At 65.1% G+C, this 25,763-nt stretch carries 16 protein-coding genes and 1 pseudogene; 11 read left to right on the top strand and 6 right to left on the bottom strand.

Annotation, left to right across the window (positions count from 1 at the left end; all coding sequences use genetic code 11):
- Positions 1-158: 158 nt before the first annotated feature.
- On the bottom strand, positions 159-866 hold the full coding sequence (locus tag A3Q37_RS01695) for a hypothetical protein (RefSeq protein WP_065476573.1): 708 nt from the start codon (positions 864-866) through the stop codon (positions 159-161).
- A gap of 555 nt (positions 867-1,421) precedes the next feature.
- Here A3Q37_RS01695 and A3Q37_RS01690 point away from each other — a divergent pair.
- The 3 genes from A3Q37_RS01690 to A3Q37_RS01680 all read left to right on the top strand — a co-directional run bounded on the left by A3Q37_RS01690 (position 1,422) and on the right by A3Q37_RS01680 (position 7,394).
- Complete coding sequence (locus tag A3Q37_RS01690; RefSeq protein ID WP_065476738.1) at positions 1,422-2,558, top strand: site-specific integrase; 1,137 nt, start codon at positions 1,422-1,424, stop codon at positions 2,556-2,558.
- A 322-nt stretch (positions 2,559-2,880) separates the two neighbouring features.
- Positions 2,881-4,461: a hypothetical protein gene (locus tag A3Q37_RS01685; RefSeq protein WP_141693540.1), complete on the top strand. Its 1,581-nt coding sequence runs from the start codon at positions 2,881-2,883 to the stop codon at positions 4,459-4,461.
- Between the two features lie 5 nt (positions 4,462-4,466).
- Positions 4,467-7,394: a hypothetical protein gene (locus tag A3Q37_RS01680; protein ID WP_141693539.1), complete on the top strand. Its 2,928-nt coding sequence runs from the start codon at positions 4,467-4,469 to the stop codon at positions 7,392-7,394.
- Between the two features lie 1,137 nt (positions 7,395-8,531).
- Here A3Q37_RS01680 and A3Q37_RS01665 read toward each other — a convergent pair.
- Positions 8,532-9,797: a hypothetical protein gene (locus A3Q37_RS01665; protein ID WP_065476557.1), complete on the bottom strand. Its 1,266-nt coding sequence runs from the start codon at positions 9,795-9,797 to the stop codon at positions 8,532-8,534.
- A 77-nt stretch (positions 9,798-9,874) separates the two neighbouring features.
- Here A3Q37_RS01665 and A3Q37_RS38275 point away from each other — a divergent pair, with 77 nt between their 5' ends.
- From A3Q37_RS38275 to A3Q37_RS37070, 6 genes are all read left to right on the top strand, one after another.
- The gene (locus A3Q37_RS38275; RefSeq protein WP_218064541.1) at positions 9,875-11,059 is read left to right on the top strand and encodes a glycosyltransferase; all 1,185 of its coding nucleotides are present in this window, start codon (positions 9,875-9,877) and stop codon (positions 11,057-11,059) included.
- A 21-nt stretch (positions 11,060-11,080) separates the two neighbouring features.
- A complete protein-coding gene (locus A3Q37_RS01655; protein WP_065476551.1) occupies positions 11,081-11,743 on the top strand; it encodes a hypothetical protein in 663 nt (220 codons plus the stop codon).
- 88 nt (positions 11,744-11,831) lie between these two features.
- Complete coding sequence (locus tag A3Q37_RS01650) at positions 11,832-12,707, top strand: GIY-YIG nuclease family protein (RefSeq protein WP_176711322.1); 876 nt, start codon at positions 11,832-11,834, stop codon at positions 12,705-12,707.
- 691 nt (positions 12,708-13,398) lie between these two features.
- Positions 13,399-14,529 carry a hypothetical protein gene (locus A3Q37_RS01645; RefSeq protein WP_141693537.1) on the top strand — a complete coding sequence of 377 codons (1,131 nt, stop codon included), beginning with the start codon at positions 13,399-13,401 and terminating at the stop codon, positions 14,527-14,529.
- The gene (locus A3Q37_RS01640) at positions 14,526-17,876 is read left to right on the top strand and encodes a hypothetical protein (protein WP_141693536.1); all 3,351 of its coding nucleotides are present in this window, start codon (positions 14,526-14,528) and stop codon (positions 17,874-17,876) included. Before A3Q37_RS01645 ends, A3Q37_RS01640 begins: the two co-directional genes overlap by 4 nt.
- On the top strand, positions 17,870-20,536 hold the full coding sequence (locus A3Q37_RS37070; RefSeq protein WP_065476537.1) for an RNaseH domain-containing protein: 2,667 nt from the start codon (positions 17,870-17,872) through the stop codon (positions 20,534-20,536). The genes A3Q37_RS01640 and A3Q37_RS37070 overlap by 7 nt, the downstream gene beginning before the upstream one ends.
- A gap of 197 nt (positions 20,537-20,733) precedes the next feature.
- On the opposite strand, the pseudogene A3Q37_RS37570 reads toward A3Q37_RS37070, so the two are convergent.
- Both A3Q37_RS37570 and A3Q37_RS01625 read right to left on the bottom strand, forming a co-directional pair.
- Positions 20,734-21,014, bottom strand: a pseudogene (locus A3Q37_RS37570) (L-serine ammonia-lyase, iron-sulfur-dependent, subunit beta); the annotation flags it as partial.
- 129 nt (positions 21,015-21,143) lie between these two features.
- Positions 21,144-22,103, bottom strand: a complete 960-nt coding sequence (locus A3Q37_RS01625) for an ATP-binding protein (RefSeq protein ID WP_065476530.1) — start codon at positions 22,101-22,103, stop codon at positions 21,144-21,146.
- A 535-nt stretch (positions 22,104-22,638) separates the two neighbouring features.
- Here A3Q37_RS01625 and A3Q37_RS01620 point away from each other — a divergent pair.
- Both A3Q37_RS01620 and A3Q37_RS01615 read left to right on the top strand, forming a co-directional pair.
- Positions 22,639-23,076 (top strand): hypothetical protein, encoded by a 438-nt coding sequence (locus A3Q37_RS01620; protein ID WP_065476527.1) that lies wholly within the window; start codon positions 22,639-22,641, stop codon positions 23,074-23,076.
- 93 nt (positions 23,077-23,169) lie between these two features.
- Entirely contained in the window at positions 23,170-24,027 is an 858-nt protein-coding gene (locus A3Q37_RS01615) for a class I SAM-dependent methyltransferase (protein WP_065476524.1), read from the top strand.
- A gap of 575 nt (positions 24,028-24,602) precedes the next feature.
- Here the strand turns inward: A3Q37_RS01615 and A3Q37_RS35265 are convergent.
- Both A3Q37_RS35265 and A3Q37_RS37565 read right to left on the bottom strand, forming a co-directional pair.
- Complete coding sequence (locus tag A3Q37_RS35265) at positions 24,603-25,412, bottom strand: FAD-dependent oxidoreductase (RefSeq protein WP_255311703.1); 810 nt, start codon at positions 25,410-25,412, stop codon at positions 24,603-24,605.
- A 35-nt stretch (positions 25,413-25,447) separates the two neighbouring features.
- Entirely contained in the window at positions 25,448-25,723 is a 276-nt protein-coding gene (locus A3Q37_RS37565; RefSeq protein ID WP_065476521.1) for an FAD-dependent oxidoreductase, read from the bottom strand.
- Positions 25,724-25,763 lie beyond the last annotated feature (40 nt).

Raw genomic sequence — 25,763 nt, 5'->3', positions numbered from 1 at the left:
GGCACCCTGAATCCTGCCTGTACCCCGAAAACAGCGGGGGGGGGGGCAGGTTGACGGGTCGCACGTGCAAGGCGGGACGTTGTTGCGTGGGACAGGGAGATCATCACCGAACCATCATGCGACATGCGTGGACCCGGACGGGCGACCGGGCGATGCCGCTATTCCGACTCGCGCGGCCCGGAACCGGTCGTTGTCGCAGGCGGCGCGGACCGTACAGGGTGGTGCAGATACCCCGACGGATCCGGGATGCCGGCGATCTCCCCCAGGCCGATCACATAGGGGCGCAGCCTGAGCTGCAAGGAACGGAGTTCGGCACGGAACACCGCGTTCTCGTCCCATTCCGACGCATCCCGCTCCGGGTACGCCTCTTCGAACGCCCTCAGTCGTGGATGCCACTTGGCGAGAAATGGGGCCAGCTCAGCGTTGCGGATGTCCCGAGCAAGCTCGTACACGGAACTCCCTCTGGCGGCAGGAACCGGTGCGGAGTCGGGTTCAAGGGGTTCACGACAGAGGTCGAAGAGCGTCTTGAGGGATGTGAGCGCTTCGCGCAGGTTGCTGTCGTCGTCCAGTGGATGGATCGCTACGCGGGTGGCCGCCTGGAAGAACAAGCCTTGGGCGGCCTGACGCATATCTTCTGCCTTGGTCCGGAACGACTTCTCGCGGCGGAGCACGACGAGCCGCCCGTCCATCCGCTGGGTGGAGCCGCGGCGAAGCTCCGCTCCCAGGACCAGTGCGACTCCGACGAGACAGCCCACCACGATCGACAGCCGTCGACCTCCCGTCTGGCTGATCGAATATGCCGCGATGCCAACGACACCGCCCGCGAGTCCGGCGAGTACGGTGCGCGTTGCCACGCGTATCGCCATCGCGGTCCGCTGCTCCTGATTCCCTGCCAAGACTCCCCCTGACGGTGGGCCGGCCCTTGTCCCGGCGCACATCCGTCTCGTCCGCCCGTACACACAGCATCTCGCCCAACTCAGCGTGCTCACATAGAGGATAGAGATCCACCGGCACTCCCGAAGCGTGGTCCTGGGAACAACGGGGACATGGAACCGCTGTCCGCCCGACTGGGTGACGGTGATCACAGCCGCCCCCAGGGGGAGAGCTGCATAGGCTTGGGTCCAGAAGAACCCTGGGGAACGCCGCCCGCGCACGCGACGCGTTGTAGCCTAAGGAAACAGCCCTTGACCTGCAATAACGCAGGCAGGGAGCCAAAACTCGGGAGCACTCCGAATGATGCGCACCATGTTCAAGTCCAAGATCTGACTATTTGGCGCCGCCGCAGGTCAGGGGCATCATGTGCCCCCCTCAGGTCAGCAAACGGTCAGCACGCGTCCTAGTCGTGTCCTCGTTTGCTGACCTCGACCTGCAGTGCGCGGAGCCTGAGCATGATCCTTGGGCTGGAACGGATGGAGCTACACATGGTGCGACAGCTGGCCCGCGGCATGGGGTCCTTCTCCAAGAGCTGCGGCTGCGCCAAGCCGACCCGCTGCCCTCATCCCTACCTGATCCGCTTCAGGGATGCCCTCGGCAAGCAACGCGAGGAGTCCGGTTACGGCACGCAGGACGACGCGATCGAACGCCTTACGCAGCTCTACGCAGAGAAGAAGACCACGGCACCGTCGGTGGCGGCGGCCCGTCGGGAACTGGGGCAGCTAACAGTCGAGAAATACGCGAGGCAATGGCGGCCCCGGCAGCGCAAGATGACGGACTACTCCACGGGGGAGCACGTCGACAGTTCGATCAACGTTCACATCGTCCCGCGTCTGGGGTCACGAAAGCTGAACTCGGTCACACCGATCGTGGTCGAGCGGTTCCTGGATGAAATGGAGAACGACGGGGTTGGCCGCGGAAATCAGGTGAACATATTCCGCGTCCTCAAGTCCATTCTGAGGGATGCGTACGCCAAGGGGGCCATGGCGGACGACCCGGTGAAGGGAGTCCAGGACCCGGAATACGTGCGCGAGCAGGTCGCCATCCCGCCTCTCGTCTACGTGAAGCAGGCGCTGATTGTCGCCGATGAGGATCTCGCACTGGAGATTGCCATGATGGCGGGGTGCGGTCTCCGCAACGGCGAGGCGCGGGCAGTGAACGTCAACAACGTCGTGGCCCAGGACGTCTACCGAGTGCGGGAGCAGATCCATTCCAACACCCTGAAGCCGGCGAAGCTGAAGCATCGCAAGGTGGGGGAGTTCCGGGAAGTTCCGCTGCCGCAGTCGGTGCGGGAAGCGATCGAGCGCTACGAGGAGAAACACGGCACCACGAAGGACGGCTATCTCCTGCGAGGTCCGGGCGGCTACTTCACCGAAGGCATGGAGCGGCGGCGCGTCAAGCGGCTTTTCGTGAACCTTCCGCCGGAAGAAGACATCGGGATGTATGGCTTCCGGCACTACTTCGCCTCGAACGCTTTGGGGAACGGCATACCCATCACCGATGTCGCGGAATGGATGGGCCATAAATCCATCGAAGAGACGTACCGGACCTACCGGCATCTGATGCCGGGCAACATCACCAAGGCCGCCCGGATCCTGGAGGCCGGTCTCTGGGAAGCGGCTTAGTTCGGTTCGGGAGGCGCACCCCCCCCTTTAGCCAGTGACGAGATCCATCGGCGTGCGCCTCCCTGGGTGGTGACGCCGTGCTTGGGGCCTCCTCCGTGGCGGAAACATCCGACCGGGCCTGTTCACGCTCGCTGCTGCCCCTGGTGACGTTGCGGTACCTGTCGTCGTGCGGCTGGAGGACCCCCCTGTGCTGAGGATGAGCCCAGGGAACAGTCAGACGATGATCCTTTGTGTTCCCCCCGACGTCGGTCCTGAGCTTGGTTCGCCTGCTTGCGAGGGGGAAATGGCGTCGCTTGTCAGTGGAGGTGGGGAGAATGGGGGAGTGACAGACTACGTTTTCGGTTTTCATGTCCCTCGAGTGTGCAGGGTGCGGGGTGAGCAGGTCGCTGCTGAAGATCTGATCGTGCAGGCCGCCGAAGCGTTCCGAGCGGGCGATGAGAACGTGGTCATGGACGCCGAGCAACTTCGGCCGGGAGCCTTGGCGCTTCCTGCTGTCGTCGCGGCGGCAGGGGCCATGGTGGTGTTGGGAGAGCCCGGAGCAGGCAAGACGTCCGTCCTGGAGCAGCTCACCAATGAATTGCCCCGTGTCCTCGACACTTGGAGCCGAGCTGCCGACGCGTGTCTTTGGGTGACAGGTGGGGATCTCACCGAGCACTCCTACGAGGAGGAGCTGGGGTCTCATCTTCTCTCCTTGCCTTTCGGAGGAGACTCTGCCGGAGGCGCAGGAGTGCTGACGGTGGTCCTTGACCAGGCCGATGAGAGTCCACTTCTGTCTCGTCTGTCCAGGTTGCTGAGAAGGTCGTTGAGCGGCCGGGACACTAGCAGGGTTCGGTTTCTGATGGCCTGCCGCACCGCCGACTATCCGGCGGCGCTGACGTCTGCCTTGGCTGAGGCTTTCGGCGCGTGCCGATGCGTCGATCTGGCTCCGTTGAGCCGCATGGAGGCTGTCGCATTGGCCGACAGCGCCGTCGTCCGGGGAGAGGACCTGGTGGTAGCAGCTGAGTCGGCCGGCGCCGCTGTCCTGGCTGGCGTGCCGTTGACCTTGGAATTGCTGGTCCTGACCTATCAGGCTGACGGTCAGCTGCACGGGCGGCCAGAAGAGTTGTTCGCACGTGGAGTGGCGCGGCTTGCTGAAGGCCCCGCCCCTCACCGACTCAAGAAGCCGCTGATCACCACGGCTCTTCAGCGTCTGACGGTGGCGGGACGCATCGCTGCGTGGATGCTGTTGTCCGGCCACCGGACGGTATGGCGTGGCGCCGCGTTTGCGGCCGGCACCTACGATCTGCCCGGCGACGTACTAGTTGGGGGAACGGAGCGGACTGCGGCTGGACCGTTCGAGGTTTCGCCCCAAGTGGTCGAAGAATGCTTGGCAACCGCCCTGTTCACAGCGCCGGATGACGGCAGGAGGGCATTCCGCCATTCCTCCGTAGCCGCCTACCTCGCAGCCCGGTACCTGACCGATCGGAAGATCACGCAACGGCAGCTGGAGAATCTCTTCCTGGTCGGCGCACCGGACGGCGAGACATCGACCATTCCAGCACCGCTGCGGGAAACCGCGGCCTGGCTGGTGGCCATGAACCCCTCCGGCGGCGATTGGCTTGCTACCGCCGATCCTGAGAGCCTCGCGGTGCACAGCGCGCTCGTGCGTTCCGACGAGGTCCGGCGGCTCACGGTCACAGGCTGCTGGAACGTGCGGCGCAGGTCGAACTGGGAGACACGAGATGGCAGCTCGCCCGCTGGGATCTGCGCCATCCCGCACTCGCTGACCAGCTCGCCGACAACTTGGAGCTTGACCCTGCCGAAGGTTCTGCCAGCTGGCAGTCCACAGCACGAATCCGTCTGGCGATCCAGCTGGCCCAGGAAGCCGGTACCGGTCACCCCAGGTTGGCGGGCGCCCTGCTGAGGTTGGTGCAGGACGACACATGGCATGAAACGGAGCGTCGTTTGGCGGCGCGTGCCGCGTTCGCCTGCGACCCAGGCCGTGCCGTGCCCGTCCTCGTCGAGGTGCTCGACACGCTGTCCGACCCGCCTTCCGCCGAGCGGGTGGACCCCGACCACGAGCTCCGGGGAACTCTGCTGGGCCTTCTGTGGCCGCACCATTTGGACGCCGCGACGATGCTCGGTGCCCTCCGGCCTCCGTCTCCGGACCTGTACGGCAACTACGCCCACTTCCTCAGGAATATGCCAGGGGAGTGCAGCGATGAGGATCTGCCAAATCTTCTGGCTTGGGCATCCAACGTAGTCTGCCGACCGGACAGTGGCTATGTCTTCTCGCGCGATCGCTTCGAGATCTCGCTGATCAACGGGGTGATTGACCGTGTGATGAAGACATCGGAAGCGACCGAGTGCGTGGACACTTTGGCGAAGATCATTTTCAGTCTCCTCCATAGCCACCACAAGGTCCAGCTGCCGGACTGCCTGCAACCCGATGAGTACGGCGACGAGACGCAAGAGACTCGCTCACGACGCAGGCTTCTGACCCAAGCCCTTGTCAGAGAGGCTGTCCGAGCAAACTTCGACCCGCGCACGGCGGCCTACCAGATCGCGTACGACTGGGAACGACGCTCGTCGCTACGGCTCGACGCCGCCTCGGTGCCTGAGCCGGCGACCCGTCATCAGCTCATCGATCGGGAGGACTTCCCCTGGGCCTTGGAGCAGACCGCCGAGGCGGCGGGAGCCGGCGATGAAGCGGCCACCCGGGTGTACGGCGAGCTCGCCTCCTGGACGTTCCCATCGGACGACCTACATGCGTTCGAACTGGCCTACGACGAAACGCACCCGGCCTGGCCATATCTGCGCTCCTTCTATACGGCCATCCCTGTCAACAGTCCGCTAGCTGAGGCGCTGCGCCACAACTACAGCGCTGACAGAGCGCATTGGCCGGAAGCCGGAGCGTTCATGGCCCAGCAGGCACGGCTCCTCGCTGAAGCAAGGGCGGGCGACAACGACAGCCTGTGGCAGTTTCTGTGGGGTCTACGCGTTGACCTGCAGACGGGGGAATTTGCTCAGAATGCGTCGGGTGCCCTCTCAACCTGGCCAGCCGCCGTAGCTCTCGGTGACGATCTGTCGGATCTGCGTGAGCTCGCTCGCCGCTACCTCACCACCGAGCATGACCGTGCGGATTCCTGGCTTCCGCTCGCCCGTCGCAACAAGTGCTCCTGGGCGGGATACGCCCTCCTCACCGAGCTGCACAGAGCGGATCCCCTGATCGAATTCCCCGCGGAGGTCTGGAGCTCGTGGGCAGCCGCGATTCTCACCGAGTTCATGGGCATGGCGACGAGCTACATGGAACCCGTGCGAGTGGACTTGCTGCGCCTGGCAGCCCGTCATGCACCTGAGTCCGTTGCCCACCGCGTTGCCCAGGCAGCCCGAGCGGCGCTGACAGCAGGCCGACAGCCTATCGTGCTCAATGCGATTGATCCGCGCTGGGCTGCTGACCTACGCGTGTGTTTCGAGAACCTCGCCATTGAACTTTCCAGCTGTCTCGGGCTCGCGTCCGGGGCGGTCGAGAGGGCTCTAGCAGGCTCACCAGAGAATTCAGGTCACTTGGCAGGCTTGCCCGACAACGATGAGGGGCGTGAGGCCGCGCTGCGGACCTGGCACAGCATCCTGGCCGCCCTTCTCACCACCGACAGCCGAGTCGTGCACGAGATCATTGATGCCAGCGTCGACGGACCTCGAGAAACTCCACTCGCCGTACGAGCTGCCGTCCTCGCTATGCACGCCCTATTGACCGCGGACGCCGAGACGCACTGGCCACGAGCCAAGAGTTTCGCGGCGACTGACTCTGAACTCGGCCGCAGGCTGGCCGAAGCATGCGCTATGACGGAGGCGGAGCGCATCCAAGGCTCCCTCAGTGAGCCTCGCGTCGCCGACTTGTACTTGTGGCTCAGCGGGTTGTACGACCCCGAGGAGGACGAGCCTCTTCGCGGAGTTCGCTGGATCACGGATGAGGATCAAGCTCGCACATGGAGAGACCGCCTACTAGCTGAGCTAAGCCGACGAGCCACCGCTGAGGCAATTCGTCAACTGCGCCACCTCGCGACTCAGTACCCCACCCGACTGGTCATTGCCGCAGCACTCGGCGAGGCGACCAAGCAGTATGCCGTTGCGAGTTGGGGCCAGGTGCGCACAGAGGACGTCATACGACTCCTGCAGGACCCAGCACGGCGCGTCATCCGCACTAGCACAGATCTCTTGGATGTGGTGTACGAGGCCCTTGAGGAGGTGGGGCGGGCGCTTCCCACGCACTGTGAGTTGCTCTGGGACCGCACACCGGGCAACAGGCCCCGAAGGCCATCCGCGGAAAACCCAATCATCCCTGACGTGTGGCGTCCCAAGCCCGAAGCAGCCCTCTGCGCCTACCTCACACATGAACTGCTTCTGCGGCTGGCCGGCCGCCGTGTCGCGGTCAACCGGGAAGTGCTGATCCACCCCACCGACCCATACGGCGCGGGCGACCGCACTGACCTCCTCGTCGAGGCGATGCCCTCGCTGGGGGACGACCCCAACATCACTGCAGGGGAGTCCATCAAGCTGGTCATTGAGGTCAAGGGCTCCTGGAACGACGAAGTTCCGACGGCACAAGCGGAGCAGCTGGCAGATCGATATCTTCCGGAATCAGGAACGGACGCAGGCATCTACATCGTCGGTTGGTATCCGATCGAACTCTGGAACGCCACGGGTGACAAGCGCAAGACCCAAGCGAAGAAGCTCCGGCAGGATACGCTCCTCGCCCATCTGCTGGACCAAGCGGCGAGCCTCTCGCGAATCGGCACTGTTCACGTTCGCCCCATGGTGATGAACATTCCGAGGCCAGAGAGGCAAAGGGAGTGAACGGCAGAGCTCAGCGCAGCGCTCGTGCAACGGCCTGTCGGGAGTGGTCAGAGTCCTCTGTGGCACAGCAACCAGCTGGCGCCACGCTCGTGCCTTCCCGACAAACTGCCATCTTGAGTAGTTGACGTCTTCCTTCTAGGCGGCCTTGGCCAGTGGGCCCTGCGGGCCGGGACACGGCTGAGGGGCGACGCCGCTGGTGGCCCCGGTCCGTGCGGCCCGAGCCGCCCTGGTCGTTGCCCTGACCGCCGCCGTCATCCTGGTCGCCATCGGCTGGTGGCTGTGCCATGACGTCTACCGTCAGAGGACCAAGATCGCCCAGGACCAGGCTCAGGCCCCTCTCCTCGCTCTGGCCGACCCACTGCTTGAGGGCATGATTCCCAGCCGCAGAAGCGCCGTGCCGTACGAAGTCGTCGCGACCGGCCGCAGCACATCCGTCGCCTCCCCGGTGAACTCAGCAGCGCCGAGGCCGCAAACCTGGGCGTCGCCACGGACGCCACACTTCGGGTCCATGTGGTGGTGCTCCCGCACACGACGGGGGCGATCACCGACGAGATGGATCTCCTGCTGCTGCGGGCCTGATTCGTCGGCCTGGTACTGATCTCAGCCGTCACCTAATTCACCGTACGCATCGCTCTGCGGCCGGTCGAAGCGATCCGCGTCGCCACCGCCTCGCTCACCGCGAGCGACCCCCGTGAACGAGTCGCCGTTCCCGCTACGGGGCGCGAGATCACCGGCCTGGCCACCACCATCAACACCACCCGGCAACGCCTCGGTGACGCTGCCGCCCGGGAGCGACGCTTCGTCGCGCACGCAGCACACGACTGCGTAGCCCGCTCACCACCCTGTGGGCCAGCCTCGAGGTGGCCCACATCTACCCGGAACACACCGACTGGCCCACGGCGATCACCACCGCCGCGTGGCAGACCAGACTCTGGAGACCCTCGCCGAGGACTGCTGCTCCTCGCTTGCCTCGGCGCCCAGGCGCCGGCCGACTGTGGACCAGTCGACCTGGCGGCTCTCGTCTCGCAACTCGCCGAACGGGACGAACAAGCTGATCCTGTTACGAGTTCTCATCCTGGTGTTCCACGTGGCGAAGAACGTGGTTGCCTGGCTCAAATTAGGTAGCAAGTCCGTCGTCTATCGGCGGGGACGGGTGATGTACCAGGTGCCACCGACCACCAGCAGGGTGAAAAGCACGTGGAAGGCGCCCCACGCACCGATGAGGGCGAGTCTGTCCTTGAGGGTGAAGGAGCCGGTGAGGGAGACCTGCAGGCTGCCGACGGCGAATGCGATGGCGGAGGTGAAGACCGCGACGAGTTCGACGGAGCGTACGTGGTTGGCCCGAGCGGTCTCCTGGCTTTCGCGCTGGGCCTTCTCCAGTTCCTCGCTTCGCCGGTCGAGCTCCGAGCTGAGCTGCTCCCACCGCTGGTTGTGGCGGCGTTCCTGACCGGCGAGGACCCGGGCGTGTTCGGTGTCGAGTTCGGCGCGCAGGCGGCCTTCGAGGATGGCGTCGCGCTTGGCGATGAACTGTTCCTGAAGGAGTTTGTGGCTGCCGCGACTGCCCGATGCGGGGAGGTGGCGCAGTGCGGTGTCGATGCTGTCCAGGGCCGCGTCGTTGGCGCGGACCATGTGCTGCCCTGAGGCCAGCCGGAAGTGGAACATGTGGTCGTGCGGGTGGTCGCGTACCGCCTCTGCGGCCCGGTCGCGCAGGAGTTCGCCGTGTCCGTCGAACGGAGTGGCGAATTGAATTCCGTTGAGGCAGATGTCCACGACATGGCGGGTGCGCTCGGGGGAGGACCAGGCGTGATCCAGCAGTCCGATCGCGTGCTCGGCGGTGATGGCGCGGCTACCGAAGGCGGCGAAGGAACGCAGGGCGGTGAACAGAGGTGCTTGGCGATGTACGCCAGCGGCGAGGGCGAGGAGCGAGGAGTCCAGGAACTGGTGCAGTTCATCGAAGCAGAGGTTCGCCCGCAGCTTTCCTGCGTGGTAGAGGGTGGCGAAGTGGGCGGTGTCGCCAGCCGAGGTGTCGGTTCCGACGATTTCTTCGGCTGCCCGGGAGAGCTCCAGGGCAGATTCGACACTGTCTCTGGTGATGAACGCGTACCCCAGGCTCCACTTCTCTTGCACCTCGGTGCGGTGCTCGCGGGCGATGTGCCTGATGAGCCAGGCGGAGCAGGCTGCTGCTGTGCGAATGTTCGGCCGGTCGAGGAAGCGCAGCCGCCAGTAGCGGTCGGCGCAGATCAAGCGGGCGTCCCCGCCGAAATCCGCCGACGTCACGTCGAACGACGGCTCTGTTCCTGCTTCGAACAGGGCGGTGGCGACCTCCTCGCAGACGCGGTCCACCTCACGTGAATCCGATGTCGAGACCTGATCGAGCCGTGCGAGATGTGCTGCGGATTCCACGATGATCCCCCAGGGTCGAGTGCTTCCGCTACGTGCCTACCACGACACGGTGGGCCAGGGAGCCATATCATTCGATCATGTGGGTGGATGTGGTGACGGCGGTGCATGAGCCCTACTCGGTGTTCCTTCCATCCGCGTGGCACTCACTCCGTAGGCAGGGGCATGCGGAGTGGACGTGGCTGGTGCAGATCGACGGACCACCGGACGAAGTCCTGGACGCGCTGCGCGGCTGCGGCGCCGCAGACGATCACCGGGTCTCCGTCGCAGCACACGGTACGACGGAGGGGCCGGCCGTGAGCAGGAACATCGCCTTGGGCCGGGCGACGGCGGCCCTCGTGCAGAACATGGACGCCGACGACGAACTGGAACCGGACGCGCTCGCCGCCCTGGCTGAAGCGCTCACTGCGCGTCCCGCCGTTGGCTACGCCGTGGGGCACGCCCGCGACCTCCTGCCCGACGGAGACCTGATCGACCATGCCCTGCCGGTGCCGGCGGGCGTCCTGCCTCGCGGTGCGCTGCTTGATCAATGGGCTGACGACGTGCCTGTCCATCCTGCGGGGGTGATGTGGCGGCGCTCCCTGCTCTTGTCGCTCGGCGGCTGGTCCGCACTCCACGGAATGGAGGACACCGCTCTGCTCATGGCCGCTTCGGCCTCCGCGGATGGCGTTCTCGTCGATGCGCCAACCCTCCGCTACCGCCGACACGCGGCTCAGCGATCTAAGCAAACCTCAAAATTTGCGGGGGGGGGGTGCAGGTTGCGCTCATCCGCAGACGAGCCGCCCTCCTCCGCGCACTGCCGTCGTGGACTGAGACAGCGGGCGATACTGAACCATCTTCTGACGATGGCTTCTGAGGCACCGCCGGGAAGCCCTGACAGCCTGGGAAGGTCGACGCGCTCGTCAGGGCCCATCCCGTCAGCATTTGATGATGCTCACTGCGACCTCGCCGCGTGCTCTCTCCTTGCACTTCACGGACCCGTCCGTGCCCTGTCGCGCTATGCCCTTGACCTGGATTTTCGGGAGGAGCTGAGGGCCAAGCGCGCGATTGCGGCGCGATTCCGCTCGCTCCTGACCGCAGGTCCACTCGTCGAGCGCCGGCATCCGGTGCATCACGCGCCGTCCCGTGCGGTAGCTGGGAGGTCTCAGGGCTTAGAGACGCCCTATTCTTGCTGTTCAGGGGCGCGTCCCTCCTGCGTGCCCCCGCCGGACATCCCGCTTCGTGAAGGCGCAAGACTAGCGGTCATACTGCGAGGCGGCGCATAACTGACCCAGAACGGAGACGCCGTGACGGACCTCCCCGAAGACGGCCAGGCCATAGAAGCCGTACCGACGGTGTACAGCGGCACCACCTTCCGTTCTCGGCTCGAAGCCGACTGGGCCTGCACCCTCGACACCCAACGCATCCTCTGGCAGTACGAGCCCGAGCAAATCACTTTGCCGTCAGGGGTGCGTTACCTGCCGGACTTCTGGCTGCCTGAGATCGGGACATGGCTTGAGGTCAAGGGACCAGCCACCCCCCGCAAGGAAAAGGCCGTCGAGTTGGGCAAGATGCGCGCCTGTTGTTGCGACGGCCCCTGCGCCTGCGCGTGGCCCGGTGGCGAGATGGTCCTCCTTGGCTGGGTCGCGGAACGCACTCACGGCGACATCAACGTGGCTCGCAGCCGGTCGGGCTACGCCAGTTGGGCCGCCGCTCACGGCCCCAGCGCGTACTTCGCGCTGTGCCCCTGGTGCGGGCTCAGGCAGTGGATTACCCTGCGGCGCCCGTGGCAGTGCCGCGCCTGTCGCTGCAGTCTCGAAAGCGAGGGGCTCTACCAGCCCCACGACCGTGTGCTGCCTTTCGGGAGCGGCTCAGGGTGGTCGCCTGCGGACACAGTGGCCATCCGCAGGGAGATAGCCGAACAGATAGCTGAGGAAGAGGCCGCCGACTCGGAGGACTCTTGCCCGTAAGCCCCGTACGAAGAGTGAGGGCGCGGACGCGCAATGCTCGCCCACTCGTGGGTGAAGGTCCACCCTCGGCTTGTACCGACTCGGCGCCGTGCGGTCGCCACAAGGCGGCGATATTTCGGAGGCCCTCCAGCCAGGTCGGTCGCAGCCGCTGAACCTTGCGGGTCTGAAACAGATCGGCGTGGCCGGCGTTCCGACAACATGGCGGCCTGACGCTGCGGGCCGCTTCCGCCGAAGGAGGCTCATCATCCGCGTCCACCGCCGACACCCCTACGCCGTCTTGGTCGATGCCGTCACCCTTCTCAATCAGGACCTGAGCCCCACCGCCCGCCTTGCATACGCAGTCCTCGCCGCAGACCAGCTGGTCGACGTGGGCAGCGCCACCTTTGACCTGGAACACATTGCCCGCACTGTGGGCCTGGCCGACTCGGACGCGCTGCTACCAGTCCTTGCTGAACTCACCGCGGTCGGTGTAGTCGACGAGCGTGAGCACCACGGACTGGGGCTTGCCCTCTCTGTCAACCTAGAGGCGATACCCCCAGCGAACCAGCAACCGTGCGTGCCCTGCGATGACTGCGGCCAATGCTCGTGCGGCGGCCTGAGAGGGGTTTGTCAGCCCTGCTCGGAGGCCCGGGCGTCCCGTGTCCCCGAGGCTGAGAGAGCCAACGAGATGGACTCCCGGTGGGTCTATGCCGTGTCCACCGAAGCCGACCCGACGTCCATAAAGATCGGTGTTGCCGCGAACATCCAGAAGCGCCTTAAGCAGCTCCAGCTTGGATCAGCTTCTCCCATAGTGCTGCGATGGCAGTCGCCGGGCGGATTCCCGTTGGAGAGCCACCTCCACGAGAAGTTCACCCGGCTGCGGATCGCAGGGGAGTGGTTCAACTTTCAGCGCACCGCAGACCCAGTGAAGGCCATCAACAAGGCGACGCAGACCTTCCTTCAGCAGTACGAATCCATCCACTGAAGTTGAGTTCGTGATGACGTGGCCGGTCGGGCGATTCTGATACCCAGTCCGGTCTTGGCGAGGCTGCGCCTCGCCAACTCATTGTCGGAGTCACTACCGACCAGCTGCGCCTGCACAGTGACATCAAAGAAGCGGCGGTTGTATTACCAAGTCCTAGGCGGATCACGCCCGTCGGGCGAGCGTAAGCAACGCACGGTGGACCGCATGATGGGGCCGCCCCCCCCCGCCTGATCGGCGTGGGGCGACCTACGGCGGTCCTGGGGCGCACTCCGGCGAGTCGGTTAGAGAGGTCGAGGCATCGGTCGCGAAAGAGACGGCTGGGCACAGGACGGTCACCTCGTGCACGGGCGGACGTATCAGGCGCGGCCAGCGGTCCAGGGCGGCGGGCCAGGAACCGAGGAGTGCCTCGGCAGCGGTGAGGACCGGCCCGTAGGCGCGGTGAACGGTGGACAACAGCGGGCGTCACCTAAGAGGGTGAAACGCTGCTCCCTCGTTGCACCCTTGGCTGTGCACAAACGCCCTGGTCAGCGCTGTGGGGACTTTGTGATCGCGACACGCTGGCTCACATGCTTGCCTTCACGTCCCGATAGTTCCGGCATCATCACCTCAATCACGCAGAGCTCTCTGTCAAGAACACTCAGTAAAGTGAGATGGAGGAGTGGCGGTGCTCGATGCCGTTATGAGCCGGCGCATGACCACGCTGGTCAGTGCCACGATTCGCCTTGGGTACGCCTGGATGGTCCGGCGCGAGGAGCCCCGGGCTTGGCGCGAAGTCATGAGTATGACCGGGGTGGTCAACTCAATCCTCGGCGCCGACCGAGAAGCCCTGAGCCCGGCTGAACTCGTAGACCAGCTGTCGAGGAAGCCGCTTCGGCATATCGCTCCCGACATTTTCAAGGATGATCCTCTGGGGCGGGTCACGATCCTGGAGTGGGGCGAGCTCAGTGACGACGTCTACTCCGATGGGTGCTCAGCGATTGTCGCCGTGCTTGAGCGAGGCGATCGCGGTCGTGGCTGGATGCCCACTTGGACGTGGATGCAGCACGAGATCATCGAGAACGAGGCGTTCCTCGGACTCAAGGCGGGGGCGAGCGATGCGGACTATGTGACGCGTCGGCGGTTCACGACCGAGCACCCGGCCGGCGAGCGTGAGGCCATCGCTGACGCCTGCAGCGATGCCGGGATCTTGCCGCCGGTCCGCTACGTTCCCCTCCCGCCGGATCGCGCTTACGAGGGGCGGTACTGGTGGCCCTGCCCTGTGTGCCGGTGGCCCATGCGCGTCAACGGGGCTTCCGTACGCTGCAGTTACTGGGCTCACAACGCCGAGTACGCCATCCGGAGCTTGAAGGATGGCCAGCCTCCCAAGCTCCGGCCCCGTGACGACACAGTGCGCAGGCAGCCAGCGGCCAAGACCGTACACCGGGACGGCGGCCGTCAGACGGTCTGCGTCGAGTTCTCCGTGTGGCGTTTTATCGTCGTACCAGGGATCGAAGAGCTCAAGTTGTACAAGAGGTGGGCAGGCAAGCCGCCGCTGATCGTCGAACTCTGGCCCCGTCAGGATCTCTACGACGTGAGGTTCGCGATCAAGGAGCTGGGTTGGGAGCTGGCGGTCGACCTCAAGGATGTTGCCAGCGCCTCCGGTCTGGCCGGCGAGATCGCCCAGAAGCCGCTCGCCGCGAAGACCATCGTCCTCCCGGATCATCGCGGCACTGCGCAGCGAGCGGAATTGCAGGACCTGCTGCCCGACTACACCGTCCTCATGGTCGAGGACGTGAACCGGATCGTGAAGAAGAAGCTCGCCGAAGCCAAGAAGGCACAGTGAAAGACGAACGCGATCGAGATGGCCTTGAGCGGAATCAATCCCGGCTCCTGTCGCGCCTACTGGCCTGCGCTTGTGCCTGTGCACAGGTATATTTCCCCGACGGGCGAGGAGGCACCACACTGACGGCCTCGCACTACCTGTTGACGGGAAAGTACGACACCTGGGCAGCCTTCGCGGACCTTCCTCTGGACGATCAACGTCGTCTCAGCCGTCTGCTCGCCCACAGGGCGAACCCTCTGGCAAATGACACAGCGTTCCGTGATTACGCCAGCACGAACTTCTTCGAGCGTCGGGTTCCCGGCTTCCGCCTGCAGGACGGTGAGGAGCAGGTAGTCGGCCACCACGGTCTTGACCCTCGAACCTGTGCGGATCAGCTCCTGGCGGAGATGGACGACATCCGGGCGTCCGCCCTGGTCGTGAGCGCGATTGCGAAACCGGGGGAGTACTCCCACACACTGCGTGTCCCGATGGCAGGCCGTCAGAAGGCCCCCGTACTCGCCTACTACACTTTTGAAGAGCACCAAGCGCCTCCACGCCAGCCACAACCGGTGCCACTACAAACGGCCCCCGAGCTTTCAGAAGTGGTGCTCAAGGTTGAGGACTTTCTGCAACTGAACACGGAACTCGATGAGGGGAAGGGAAGCGCGTTCCGGGCTGCGACGCTCGTCCCCTTCTTCGAGAAGATGCGGACCGTACAGGGGGAGGCCGCTGGTGGCGCCATGAAGTTGCGGGCGGGCCCGACCAGTGTGCTGAGCGCCCCCACAGGCTCAGGGAAAAGCGTCCTGCTTCGAAGCTACGCCACCTGGGCCGTGCAAGAAGGTCACACCGTGGCCCTGGTCGTCGATACCAACGCCAACGCGCTGAAAGTCGCGCACGGGATCGAGGAGGATCTTGAAGAGTGGGGTGTCCGAGAGCGGCTGGGAACCGAAGCCTCAGCGGTAGTGGTTCCGCTGATGTCGCCGAACAGCCTGATGCGGGAGCTGGATCGAGCCGTCAAAGGCTCGCATGATCCGGACTACATCGACTGGGTCTTCGCGAGGATCGGCTACTCCTGTCAACTGCCCGCGTGTGCCTCGGTGGAAGAAGCCGTCGACACGTGGGTGCCGGGTGGCGAACCCTGCACGAAGTTGACTCCCGTACGTCCCGAGCGTGGAGAACCCTACCGGAGCATGCCGGCACCGAAGGTCTGCCCCTTCAAGCAGGGATGCGGGAAGTTTCGGCTGGCCCGGCGGGCAAGCTCGGCACGCATCATCGTGACCACACACGCCAACCTCTACGAGGGACGCATGCACATCCCGTTGGAGGCGGATGACGGGACGGTGGACGAGAAGGTCAGTGTGGAGAAGTTCCTCATGACGCGCGCCCAGGTTGTGCTCATCGACGAACTCGACGCCTTTCAGTCGACCGTAATGGACCGATCCGGGCGCGGGCTGACTTTGGCGTGGGGCGATCGTGGACACGATCGCCCTCTCCTGGAAGTGGACACTCAGCTCGTCAGCGCGTTCGGCCGACTTCCCGGGGCTCTGGAGGAACGCACCCGGTCGAACGTTTCGGAGTGCAGGCGCCTGGCTGAGACGTACACGATGCATTTGGCCCGGGGCGATCTCGCTCTGAGTGACCAACTCCCCGACGAGCCACACCAGAAGCCGCGCAAACAGCGAGGCGGCCGTCGATGGATTGTCCCCCAGCGCTGGGATGGATGGCTGGGCAGACACCTCGCCGCCTTCCTCGCCGACGACGCGTCCAGCTCGTCGACCGATCCTGATCCACGAGATGCCGTGGGGGCGGCAGTACTCATGGAAGCGGTGTACGACAGCAATATCGCGAGCCATCTTCTGCCCGAGCACATCCGCGAGTTCGCGCGGCTGGTGCGGGGGATCACCTCCGCCACCGATACCGCCGGAGTCCTGGAGCATGCTCGCGGCGAGTTGTTCGAGTCACTTGCCCCCTGGGTTCCCGCGCCGAAAACACGGGCGGCGGTGATCGACCGCCTCGTGCGCAGGATGTTCCTTGTCCCGCTGAGGGGCATGCTGTATAGCTTCGTGCACGACGCACCGCAGCTCAAACTCGCCGGCGTTCCCGCGGCAGAGGAAATCACCCAGGCTCTGGGCGGCTACGAGATCTGGAGAGCAATTCCGCATGGTCCGCTCGGACGGCTAGTGTTCGCCTTTACCGAGGACCACAACCCCAAGTCGCCTCATGAGACCAAACTGAGCGCTGCTGCGTTCGGCGGTGACCCCCACCGGTACATCACCTCGCTGGGACAGATCACGGCGCTCGCTCACTCGGGGCACCCGAGAGTAGTCCTGGGGCTCTCGGCGACCGCTTACATGCCGGGGGCCCACCGGCACCACATTCACATCCGCCCCGAGTTCATCGTGCCGGACGAGGCATCGACCGTGGTCATTGATGCCCGGGCCATCCCGGACCTGGCGGGCGAAATGATCAGGATCTCGGGGCTTTCCGGAAAGCGGAGACGGGAAGCCACGCGACAGCTCGGGATGAAGCTGTGGAGTGAGCTCTCGCGAGAGCTAGAAGACCTCGCAACACAGGACGTCCCCGGCGTTCAGGACGCGATCTTGCTCGCCACGACCTCCTACCAAAGCTGCCGTGACCTAGCCGAAGGAATGCGCGCCGCCGGTGCTCCACCCGGGCTGATCGCGGTCGCAGTACGGCCCGACGCGGATGCTGACTCCGCGACGGAACTGGAGCCCGAGGACCGGCCTTGGATCGAGATCGCGGGAGACCAACTGGAGGACTTCGGCTCCCGAGCGCACGCACGGATCCTCATTGCTCCTCTCAAGCGAGCCGAGCGCAGCCTCAACATCCTCACACCGGGTGAGCGCCGATCCCGGATCGGTTCCATCTGGCTTGCGGTGCGCCCCATGTCCATCGTTGACGACCCCGACGAGCTGCTCGCCCACGTGGGCGCCAGGGCCCTCGACGACCGCCGTTCCTGCGACAAACCCTGGCTCGAACTCGCGCGCTCCAAGAAGACGGCCGGTCAGTACTTCGACGAACTGCTGAGCAGCGAGCGTTACTTCAGTGCGTTGCCTCGCCGGGCCAAGAAGGCTATCGCCGCTGAGCTCATCGCCTCCATCATCCAGTTGGTCGGCCGTGCGCGCCGGGGTGGGACACCAGGGCGTATTCGCCTCGTCGACTATGCCTTCCTCGACCCCAAGGGCAACTCCGACCTGCCCAGTCTCATCCGCCAACTCCGGGCCGACTGGGCCCGCTCCGGTGAACTCGGCACCATGCTCACGACCAACGGCGAGGCGCTCCGGGCCTTCTTCACCTTCGCCGACAACCACAAAGTCACCACAGACTCATTGGACACCGCATGCTGACCACCCTGGCCTACCTCCTAGCCCCCGAGCGTCTCGGCACCGTAGTCCTCTACCGACTGAACGAGGACTTCGCCGAGGCATGGAGCCAGCTGCCTCGCTTTCGCGACAACTACACCTCCAGGCCGATCCGGCCCGCATACGCAGGACTCGCCACAGCACTTTCCGCGGTGACCAACCAGCCCATCGTGATCATGCCGGACATCGACACCATGCCCGACGACGACCGCGCACTTCCCACCGTCCTGGCTACCACCAAGCCCATTGCGCCACGTCTGCTCACCAGGGCCGTCCGCAGCTGGGAACAGCTCATCCACGGTGGCACAGACGCCAACACCCTCTCCCCGCTTCTGGCGCAGAGCGAGATGGACAAGCCCAAGCTCGGATCCTTCATCCGCCACGCGGCCTCTGGCCGGCCGCGTGCCCCACAGTGGTTCTACCGAGTCGCCGCGTGGAACTTCGCCGCCGCACTCGCGCGCGAGCCGCTCCACCTTCCTGCCGGCACTACGGACGCAGGCCGTCGCCTCGAATGGCTGATGGATACCAGAGGCAGCCTGCTCGCCTGGGATCACGTTCTGAAAGGCAAAACGGAACGGCCGGCGAGGATCGGCTACGCGATGCACAAGCTCGACTTCCGCGTCATCACGCTGCCCGGCGAGCCACGGATCGGTATCCACGTTCTGCCCACCTTCAGCAGGATGGCCACACACTGGGCCGGCACGCGCACCGCATTCGTCGAACGAGGCAAGAACAACACCGTGCTTCGCCTGCCTGTCGGCCATCGCCGCGTAGGCGAAGGATGGGAGCCGTACGCTCGCAACTTCGCCGCCCAAGTCGTCGCTGCCTGCAACCTGGAAGCCATCAAACTTGGGACCAACGAGGCTCTCGCTGAGGTGAAGGAGTCATCGGTGAGGGCCTTGGTCCCTGGCCCCACCGACCATCCTCTGGGCAAGGGCACAGGTACGCGCTTCAACCTCTATCTCGCCAACCACGTGAAGGAGGTTGCGGCGAAGCTGAAGGTCGAACAGGTTGTGTACGAACGGACCGACGTCGAGGTCGTCCGTTACACAAAGGGCCCTGTCGCGCGGGAAGATCTCGACCACGCTCTGAGCGGCACGGGCCGAGACCAGGTGCGGGTCCTCGCCCTGTACGACGACGAGTACACGCGGGAGCGCATGATCACCGCTCTTACTCCATACCTTGAGGAACCGGAACAGACGGAGGAGTGGGGGGACAACCGCGATCACCGTCTTACCGAGCGGCTGTGCGTACAGCTGCGGCGCTTGCCCGCTTTGACCTCGTCGGCGCCGCCCGACTGGAATCGCGAGCTCTCCTTCCTCGCACCACTCTCGAGCACCATGCTCACTGGCGTGTGGGTCGAGACGATCTGGAATCCGAAGAAGCGAACCCCACGAAGGGGGCAACCGGACGTCTACGACCCGAAGCAGGATCTCCGCAGGCACTTCCATCGGCGCGGCGCTGTCTCCCAGTTCATTGCTCAGCGCCCTCGGCCGAAGCCGCCGAAGCTTGAAGACGAAAACGGGCTGTCCCAGGACTCGGCGTTGAACGCTGACCTTCAGGCAATGGTGGGTGACCTTGATGCAGAGCTTCAGGTAGGCGAGGAGGTAAAGAAGCCCAAGGGGAAGCGCCCGCGCCTGGACTACCCGGCCATTAACGGACTGCGTGACCTGATGTTCCGCCTCGGAGCGGTCGACGGACGCCTGGCCGAGGGCGTAACACTGGATCGCCCCACGATCCTGGTTGGCCTGCATCTACGTCAGCAGCGGGTCAGCGCGAAGTTCGGTTCTGCTGACAAGACCCAGATGGTGGAGGTCCTCACGGCACTCCACACCGATCCGGACCCGAGCAAGCCCTGGCGACTGGAGATGTACAGCCGTCGCGACCACGCCTGGCTACCCCTTCCGCTGGGAGAAGCAGCCTTCGGCTCCGGCCCGATCGGTGTGGACCAGCACGCCCGTCACAAAGAAGGAGCCGCGCTTGTCCGCGAGCACATCAAAGCCGCGCTACGGATCCTGCCCGGACAGTCGCCCCTCGTCATCTTCGTGGACACAGAAGCGTGCCGGACCATCTGGCCGGGACTGCAGCATGCCCAACTCGGCGAAGGAACGCTCCCCAGTGAGGGGCTCGACGACAACGACCGCTCGGTTGCCGTGGTCAGCATCAACACCTCGTACGGCGAGGTCCCCACGCCTGTGGACCGTGCCGACGCCCGGGGGCGACGCGACCCGGCGCGGCCACAGGCCCCGGACGCCTGGCTGCACGAACGAACCAGCTCCACAGGAGTATCCAGCTGGTACTTCGCCCAGAAATCACGTAGCTACGACGGCTTCGGCCAAACCGCCGTCAACGGAAGTACGTACACCCGCTTCACGATCCCCGAGGACCTCAAAGAGACTCTGCTACGCAAGGACTGGCACAGCTTCACCGCGACCCAGATCACTGTGCCGCAGCCGGGCGCGCATCGGCCGAAGGACCTCGCCGCGCTGGCGGCGGCGCTGTGCCATCAGTCCCTCGCCTGGGACGCGCGAACCCGCCATCCCGTCCCGCTCCACGTCGCCGGTGCGGTGGACCGAAACCACCCCGAGTACCGGGGCTCCAGCTTTGAAGCCGAGACCGACGAGCCCGGCGAGGATGCCTCCTGATCGCTGAGGCCGACGCTGTGGCCGCACCTGGTGACGCTCCGAGGACACCGGGCCGGCCAAGAAGGCACCAGAACCATCGATGAACGAGAAGGAACTGGGACATCCCAAGGACTTTTCGGGGATCTTCCGTCGCGTAAGCAGGGAAGGCCCGGACACCGCCGAAAGACACGAAGGCGCTGGGCAGGGCCTCGTTCAAAGCACTCGATGATGTTCACCGAGAGCCCGCCCCGCGCGGTCTCCTTACTTCACGCTCATGTGGGCCCTGGTCTCCTTCATGGCCTTGAAGACCTCGTCGAGGGAGACCTTGTGGCTGCCGTCGTCCCGTAGCACCATCCGGGCCGCCGACCATGTGGCAGGTCAGGCCCGGGCTGTGTTCCGTGGCGACCCGGGCGGCGTTCTCCACCTGCTCCGGGGAGCCGCCGAGGACCTCGGCCAGGGCGCCGACTGCCATTGAGCCAGCCGAGCCGACCTCTGCCCTCTGGTACGAGTACGCCCAAGACCAAGCTGGTGCCGCGGTCTGCACGAACCCGTCGGAACAAGGCCACGAGTCAGTCCTTTGGGGTATCGCGGTGGATGCAGTGGGAACTGGCCCGGCTGGGTATCTGCGTCAGGTATGTGCCTCGAGCGCGGCCGGACCGTGCTTGAAGTCCGGGTCGACCTGCTCTGCCAGGTCAATGCCCGTGGCCTGGTTGGCCCAGGCGGCGGCGTTGCGCAGGTGGAACTCGACGGCATGTTTCTGGAAGGCGGCCCAGTCTTTGGTCCGCTCGTCTACCGCTGTACGCAACTGGGCCAGAGTGTGCTGGTTGTGCGGCTCCAGATCGCCCTGAAGGCGACCCTGTTCCAGGGACCGCACCCAGGGCGAGTGCTGACAGTAGGCCAGCAGGTCGTCGCCGACGTGCTCCTTGAGGTAAAGCAGGTCGTCTTCCCCGGTGACCTTGTTGCCGATCACAGCGATCGGGATACCGAACTCATGTGCGTGGTCGCGATACTGCTGGTAGACCGAAACGCCTTTGCGGGTGGGTTCGGCCACGAGAAACGTCATGTCGAAGCGGGTGAAAAGTCCGGATGCGAAAGCATCCGCTCCGGCTGTCATGTCGACAACGATGTACTCGCCAGGGCCGTCGACGAGATGGTTGAGATACAGCTCGACCGCACCGAGCTTGGAGTGGTAGCAGGCCACTCCCAGGTCCCTCTCCTCGAACGTGCCAGTCGCCATCAGAGGGACGCCTCCCACGCTCTGGACGTGCCGTGTATGGATCTCGTCGTCGCCTAGCGGGCGCAGCAGCTTGGAACCCCGGCCTGGCGGAGTGGTCTTGACCATGCTTTGGCCGGATGCGATGCGCGGATTCGAGCCGCGCAGGTAGTCCTTGATCTCACGCAGGTTGTCGCTGAGCGGCGGCGCAGTGAACGGCTCGTCCCTGCCGAGGCTGAGGGCCTCGGCCAGATGCTGGTTGATGTCACCGTCTATGGCTACGACGGGTGCGCCCGAGCGTGCCAGCTGACGAGCGAAGAGAGCCGACAGTGTGGTCTTGCCACTACCGCCCTTCCCGACAAACGCGACGCGCACGACTAACCACCCCTATTGAAAATGAATGTCATGTGAGTTAGGTCTACTGGGGTGGTTGCGCCTCTGTCAAATCCGGTCTTCCTCAACTCGCTGGCACCGGAGCCAAGTTGACGCCAGGCCCTTGCTGCCTGCGGCCGGGGTGGGTCTTGTTCCTGAAATCCCCCAGCCGCCAGTGGTCGTTGGCCGGGTCGAGCGGGCGGCTCCCGACATGTCGGGAGCCGCCCGGCCTGCATGCTGACCGTCACGTGAGGCAGCGCCTTGGTTTCTGAGCAAAGAGGCGGCCCGGGAGTCGCCCCGTGACTCGCGGCCTCGCTCCCGGGGCGTAGCGGCAGTGTGGAACGGCTTCGGCGTCCGCCGCGATCAGTACTTGCGGCGTGTCGGTCAGGCCCTGGCGGCCTGGCTCGCGACGTGGAGAGCGCTGAGCGGCGGGGCTGGGGCAGTGTCTCCCTTGGTGGTCGAGTCCAGACCCCGCGCACCATGCCCAATATGGATATGATAACGATTGTCAGATGCGGTGGTGTCGGGAGGGTGAGACATGGCCAAGACGAAACGCACCACCGAGCTGCCTCTTGCAGCCGACGTTGCGGCACGGCTGGCGCGGAATCCGGAGGTGATGGCCTTCGTCATGAGCCCCGTGCTGCAGCTGTACCGCATGGACGTGCCCCGGCACGTCGAAGTGGGGGCACACGGCAGAGCGCGCCTGTGGTGGTTCGGCGTGATCCCTGGATGGACCCACCACATCATTGTGCGAGGGCTCGACTCGTTGGAGATCTGCACCGAAGAGCGCGGTGGGCCCGTGCGCATCTGGCGGCACCGCCTCACGTTCGTCCCCCTCGGAGAGCGCCGGTGCCGCTATACGGACGAGGTCGAGACCGAGGACGGCTGGCGCGGAGCGCCGGTACGGCTGTTCATCCGGCTCATGTTCCGTCACCGTCACCAACGGTGGCATCGACTGGCCCGCATGGTGAACTGAACTCACCGCGCGATCACCAACCCTGTAGCGATCCAGAGCGTCCTCAGTTGGCACACGCAGCAGGGTGCATACGGCATCGGAGAGGAACTGGCGATGGTGCACAGACATCAGATCGTGTTGGGGCCGGCGCAGGAGACGTTGCTAATTCCGCTCTATGGGCGAGCCGTCGAGACTCGTAAGCGTCATCCGATGGCGATCGACCCCCGCGCCGTGGAGATCGTAGAGGCGATCGACTACGACTTCGCCAAGTTCGACGGCGACCGGAGCCTGGCAGGTTCGGTCCTGCGTGGATTGATCTTTGATCACTGGGTTGCCGGCTTTTTGCGTGCGCATCCGTGCGGCACGGTGGTGGAGATCGGCGCAGGACTGAACACGCGGTTTGAGCGGCTTGATAACGGTTCTTGCCACTGGGTTGAACTTGACCTGCCCGACTCGATGGACCTGCGGAGGAAACTGTTCGAGGAGAGCGATCGACGTTCCATGATTGCGGCCTCGGTCGTGGACGACGCATGGGTGGCTCAAGTGCGTGAGTACCCTGGTCCGTACTTTTTCGTCGCTGAAGCGGTACTGATCTACCTCACCGAGGCCGATGCACGCAGGGCAGCTGGCCGGATCGCAGGCAGCTTCCCCGACTCCACGTTGGCCTTCGACACCTGGGGTGAATGGATCCTGCGCAACCAGCGGCGCCGTGTTCAGCGGCGGCGCGACCCTCTGAGAAAGATGTCCGCCACGCTTGAGTGGGCATGCGACGATCCCCGCGAGATCGAGTCGTGGCACCCCGGCATCACGTTGACTGCCAGTCACACCCTCGCAACGCCACCGCGCGCTGTCCGAACAGCACTCCCCTTGCACATGCGCGCTTTGCTGCCGGTGATGGGTGCACTTCCGCAGACGAAGGCCTATCGACTGAACCTGTTTGCTCTGGACTCAAATGCGAGCAAGACAGAGTAGTAAGCGACCTGGGGTTGATGGAGGTCCCTCAAAGCCTGGGGCGGCGCCGCTGAATTGAACCAACACGGCGAGGAACCGGAGGCGGCGCCGGTCGGCGAGGGCGGTCGCCGACACGCCGGGAGCGCGTTCGTTCAGGTATCGCCGCGCCCAGTCCAGTCCGCCACGCCTCTGTCAACCGGAGCCGCGGCCCGGCAGGCGCCCCACTGCGTCGATAGGAGCTCCCAGTGACCGCGAGCAGCGACTTGCGATCACGCGGCTATTGAAAACGATTACCATTGCGCTTATTCTCGCCTGGGAGGCTGCGCGTGGCGCTTCTTCGGCAGCCTAGGGGGGTTTGCCGGGGGAGTGCCGCACGCAGCCGACTCTCTTCGCGAAGGGTGGCTGCGGTATGTAGCGCTCGATGAATGACAGTCGGGTGTGATGGCTGGGAGCTGGGCTCGATTAAGTGCCTGGTGAGGCTGAGTGCGGGCCGCGAACCGATGCTCGGCTGTTGCTTCGCGGGAAGAGCGGACGCGGTGGGTGCCCGCTGGTGGGCTCCGATAGTGCGGCGAAGTGTGCCGTTCGGTGTGGGGCTTTCAGCCGGGAAGTTCGGGCTGGTCGCCTTTGTGCAGGTCGGCTGGGAGTGTTGGGCTGCCATTACCTCGGCTGAGGATGGTCTCCAGGCCATGGATACGTGGGCCCAGAACGCGTCGTGTCACCTCGGCTTCCATTGCTCCACTGAAGCCGCCTGTGGTCGGTGGGGCCGCGGCGATCGAGGTGTGGTCGCAGACCAGAAGGTCCAGGTTGATTGCTGTTGCAGCAGCGGATCCGGCCGCAGCCGCTACCGGTGCGCTGGCCAGTACATCGCTGACGCTTCCGGCCGCCCACACGCCGCTGACACCTGTGAAGCCGGACGAGTCCACTGCGACCTGCTCGCTGGCCTCCGTGGGGTGTGGGCGAATCGAGACGCCGAGGCCGTTCAAGAAATCAACACACGCCATGACGCGAGGTGAGATCACGAGTCTCTGTGCGGGTACCTGCGTGTTCGAGGTCAGGTGCGCACCGGCTAGTTGCCCGTGGCTGTCGATCTCCAGTCCGCCGATCTCGCCTTCCAAGATTCGAACTCCTAGTCCAGTCAGCTGCGCTCGTTGACCCATCGAGAGATCGTCTGCTCCGCGCAAGATCAGAGTCAGCTTCTCCGTGAGCTGGCGAAACAGCAGCGCCTGACGGAAGCTGCCCACCACGGCAATCGCCAAGTCGCGGGCTTCCCAGCGGTGGGTGTGACGCCAGTGCAGCACTTCGTGACCCCACCGCTCCTTGAGGCCTGGCACATCGGGCAGCTCGGCCGCGAGTCCAGCGGCCACCAGTACGCGACGGGACTGTATCCGTTGCCAATCCTCTGTCACGACTGAAAGCTCTTGTCCGTCCCGGTGCACCTGCGCTACTCGGCTTCCAAGGGTGGGACCTTATGCCGGGAGGCCTGCTCGCGCCCCATTCTCAGCAACTTCGTGTAGGAGGTTGTTCGACGGCCCAGGAGGCCGTGCATGTTGAAAGCGTCGCTGTCCGGGGCGGCGGGCGACTCCCCCGCGTCGATGACGAGAACCGACCTTCGCAGTCGTGCCAAGGTCAACGCTGCCGAGATCCCGGCAACCCCGCCACCGACCACGACCGCATCCCACACGCGTCCATCAAAGCTCAACTGCTCGATCTCCCTCATGGCTTCACCATGCGTCCGCCGGGCCGGTGGCGCAATCGTT

It is taken from the genome of Streptomyces sp. PTY087I2 (assembly GCF_001687325.1).
In the GTDB taxonomy this organism is placed as follows: domain Bacteria; phylum Actinomycetota; class Actinomycetes; order Streptomycetales; family Streptomycetaceae; genus Streptomyces.
This window is presented reverse-complemented; position numbering and strand designations above follow the sequence as displayed.

What these genes read in the sequence shown, in the direction of transcription:
- A3Q37_RS01695 (WP_065476573.1), bottom strand. Translation starts at nt 866, where the DNA reads ATGGCGATACGCGTGGCAACGCGCACCGTACTCGCCGGACTCGCGGGC.
- A3Q37_RS01690 (WP_065476738.1), top strand. Translation starts at nt 1,422, where the DNA reads ATGGTGCGACAGCTGGCCCGCGGCATGGGGTCCTTCTCCAAGAGCTGC.
- A3Q37_RS38275 (WP_218064541.1), top strand. Translation starts at nt 9,875, where the DNA reads ATGTGGGTGGATGTGGTGACGGCGGTGCATGAGCCCTACTCGGTGTTC.
- A3Q37_RS01645 (WP_141693537.1), top strand. Translation starts at nt 13,399, where the DNA reads ATGACCACGCTGGTCAGTGCCACGATTCGCCTTGGGTACGCCTGGATG.
- A3Q37_RS37070 (WP_065476537.1), top strand. Translation starts at nt 17,870, where the DNA reads ATGCTGACCACCCTGGCCTACCTCCTAGCCCCCGAGCGTCTCGGCACC.
- A3Q37_RS01620 (WP_065476527.1), top strand. Translation starts at nt 22,639, where the DNA reads ATGGCCAAGACGAAACGCACCACCGAGCTGCCTCTTGCAGCCGACGTT.
- A3Q37_RS01615 (WP_065476524.1), top strand. Translation starts at nt 23,170, where the DNA reads ATGGTGCACAGACATCAGATCGTGTTGGGGCCGGCGCAGGAGACGTTG.
- A3Q37_RS37565 (WP_065476521.1), bottom strand. Translation starts at nt 25,723, where the DNA reads ATGAGGGAGATCGAGCAGTTGAGCTTTGATGGACGCGTGTGGGATGCG.